The sequence below is a fragment of the Bacillus sp. PPSBB_11 genome (assembly GCF_038023285.1).
Lineage (GTDB): Bacteria > Bacillota > Bacilli > Bacillales > Bacillaceae > Bacillus > Bacillus altitudinis.
Map to the genome: position 1 here is coordinate 2,623,801 of NZ_CP150633.1, position 2,335 is coordinate 2,626,135.

General features: G+C 36.8%; 2 protein-coding genes and 1 pseudogene. All 3 read left to right on the top strand.

All coding sequences use genetic code 11. The features are described from left to right. Positions 1 to 202: 202 nt before the first annotated feature. The gene (locus tag V7L95_RS12765) at positions 203 to 1,033 is read left to right on the top strand and encodes a sialate O-acetylesterase (protein WP_017359635.1); all 831 of its coding nucleotides are present in this window, start codon (positions 203 to 205) and stop codon (positions 1,031 to 1,033) included. A gap of 127 nt (positions 1,034 to 1,160) precedes the next feature. Further along, positions 1,161 to 1,241 (top strand): annotated as a pseudogene (locus tag V7L95_RS12770) (CatA-like O-acetyltransferase); the annotation flags it as partial. Between the two features lie 275 nt (positions 1,242 to 1,516). After that, the coding region (locus V7L95_RS12775) for a Rap family tetratricopeptide repeat protein (protein WP_340966680.1) at positions 1,517 to 2,335 on the top strand (819 nt) is incomplete at its 3' end.

Genomic DNA, 2,335 nt, shown 5'->3' on the forward strand with positions numbered 1-2,335 from the left:
TTGGAAAACCGCCGCACTGGATCGTTTATTAAAGGTGATGAGCCATCATCAATTTGAACTATGTTTATGAGTCGAGAAAGAAGTAATAGTTTTTAAGGGAATTTCAAGAGATTGTTGAAATTCTAGAAATCACAGAGCAAGGGTAAACTGATTACGTTCAAGCAAATACATTTTTGATAAAATATTTAGAGGGGGGAAAGATATGAAGTCATTTTTACTAATTGGACAATCAAATATGGCGGGGCGAGGCTTCAAGCATGAAGTGCCACCAATTTATAATGAAAGAATCATGATGTTGCGAAATGGTAGATGGCAAATGATGACTGAACCCATCCATTTTGATAGACCGGTAGCTGGCGTAGGACTAGCGGCTTCTTTTGCGGAGGCTTGGTGTAAAGAGCATGAGAGAGAGAAGATTGGTCTTATCCCATGTGCCGAAGGTGGCAGTTCCATTGATGAGTGGTCACGAGATGAGGCATTATTTCGTCATGCAATAAATGAAGCTACATTTGCAAAGGAAGATAGCGAATTGGCCGGGATATTATGGCATCAAGGAGAAAGTGACAGCCAAGATGGGAAATACAAAGAATACGATGAAAAAATACGAAGATTATTTCATGAACTGAGAACGGAATTATCTGTCCCTAACATTCCGCTTGTGATAGGTGGTTTGGGCGATTTCTTAGGAAAGACAGCATTTGGCGCAGGATGTGTGGAATATCAACTGATCAATGAGGAACTACAAAAATATGCACATGATCATGAAAATTGTTATTATGTTACTGCGAAAGGTCTTATACCTAACCCGGATGGAATTCACTTCAATGCGATGTCCCAGAGAATATTTGGTATAAGATACTATGAAGCATGTCGAAAAAAAGAACATTTACATGGACCATTACCAAATGAACATGAGTTAGTGAATGAATGTCATAATAGAATGAATACTTCAGCGGAGAAAACATATATAGCACTAGAAAAATTCACGTTGGGCAAGATGACTTATGAAGAGTTGCTGGAGGCTTTAACGTAGGCAAAGCTCATAGTAGTCTTTGAATAAACAGAAACATGATATATCTTGTGAAAGGATGATTGTGGTGGTAAAAACAGATAAAGCTTCCTCCTGAATACAAGCAATTACATTCAGGAGGAGATAAAAAATGTTTAAACAAATAGATGAAAATTATCCGAGAAAAGAGTACTTTCATCATTATATGACGGTAGCCTGATGCTCATATAGCTAGGTGATCGATCTAGACATCACGAAATTGTATGCAATATTAAAAGAAAAAAGGCTAGATTCAATGCAAATTACCTGAAGACAAAAGGTATTCTCATGGAAATCTAGAAGATGAAGGCAGACTGAAATGAGTCTGCCTTTTTGTTTTGTGAGGATAAAGACATGTGCCAAAGGTTTATTGATGTACACTGGTTCTTTTTGCGGTTTCTTTTCGGTGCCTTGTAAATTTCTGTATGTCATAATAAATTGGGAATTTTGTGGAAGGGGAGTAAGGGGATGGAGAAAGTTCTTTCTTCACATGTTGGTGTGAAAATAAATGAATGGTATAAAATGATTCGGCAATTTAGTGTGCCGGATGCAGAGATTTTGAAAGCTGAGGTAGAACAAGAAATTGAACGAATGGAAGAAGACCAGGATTTACTGATTTACTATCAATTGATGTGCTTTCGTCATCAGCTTATGCTTGATTATATTAAACCCTCAGAGCAGCGCTCTTTATCCATAGCAGACTTAGTAGATAAAATAGAAAACTCCAACCATAAATTGTCCGGCATGCTGCAGTATTACAACGCGTTTTTTCGTGGAATGTATGAGTTCAGTATAAAAGAATATGTACAGGCCATTCAATATTACAAGATCGCTGAGCGGCAGCTCGCACTGGTTGTCGATGATATTGAGCAAGCGGAGTTTCACTTCAAGGTGGCTGAAGCCTACTATATTATGAAACAAACTCATGTTTCTATGCATCACATCATAAAGGCGCTTGAAATATACGATCAGTATGAGTTATACAAGATTAGAAAAGTTCAATGCTTATTTGTAATAGCAGGAAATTATGATGATTTTAAGCAGTATGAAAAATCATTAATACATCTGAATAAAGCCTATTCCATCGCTGAAGAAATAGCGGATAAAAGGTTGATTGCCAAGGCACTTTTAAATATAGGAAACAATTATGAAAAAAAACAAGATTATGCAAAGGCTATCCAATATTATCAAGAGTCTCTTGAAATATCAGAAGATGGTGTGGACGATGTAAAATCGGTCATATATGTTAACCTCTGTTGGGCACTATATAAGACAGGAGAAAATGAT

Excerpts from the sequence above, each read along its gene's own strand:
- V7L95_RS12765 (WP_017359635.1), top strand. The coding sequence starts at position 203 with ATGAAGTCATTTTTACTAATTGGACAATCAAATATGGCGGGGCGAGGC.